The following is a 605-nucleotide window of genomic DNA, read 5'->3' on the forward strand; positions in this document are numbered from 1 at the left end:
TTCCTCCTCCAGTAAAAATATCTAAAAAACCTATTAATTGTCCCCCCCTGATCTATAAAACTTTTAAAAGCAACCCTATCAATACCAGGCATAGGGATATATATACCAAGTCTTACTAAAAGTAGTAGACCTAGAGTAGTTAAAACTCTACTCCTTAGCTCTCTATTTAAAAATAATTGGGAAAGTATTTCAGAAGCGCTAGGATTTCTACTTTTGTTAACAAACATTTTGAAGCTTACCTAAATTTTTAGTAAATTTATTTATTATTTATAAGCTCGCAGGAGCCACCAGCGTCCTCTATTTTTTGTTTTGCAACTTTTGTAAATGCATGAGCTTGGACTTTTAACTTTACATTAAGTTTTCCGTTACCAAGGATTTTTAAAGGAAATTTTGGCTTGAAGATTAATCCTTTCTTAACTAGTGAGTCTAGGTTAACAGTATCGTTATCTTTGAAATCATTTAATTTTTCTAAATTAATTATGGAAAAGTTCTTTTGATTAATTATTTCAAAGTGCTTTAATTTTGGAACTCTTCTATATAAAGGCATTTGGCCGCCTTCAAAACCTGGACGTGTTGGTCTTCCTGAACGTGACTTTTGTCCTCTC

General features: G+C 31.9%; 1 protein-coding gene and 1 pseudogene. Both read right to left on the reverse strand.

Annotated elements, in window-relative coordinates; translation table 11 throughout:
- Positions 1 to 227, reverse strand: a pseudogene (locus AMO19_RS00135) (preprotein translocase subunit SecY); the annotation flags it as partial.
- A gap of 29 nt (positions 228 to 256) precedes the next feature.
- Positions 257 to 605 (reverse strand): 50S ribosomal protein L15 (rplO, locus tag AMO19_RS00140; RefSeq protein WP_075506837.1); only part of this gene is annotated, 349 nt, incomplete at its 5' end.

The sequence above is a fragment of the Prochlorococcus marinus genome, assembly GCF_001180245.1.
GTDB lineage: Bacteria > Cyanobacteriota > Cyanobacteriia > PCC-6307 > Cyanobiaceae > Prochlorococcus_A > Prochlorococcus_A marinus_F.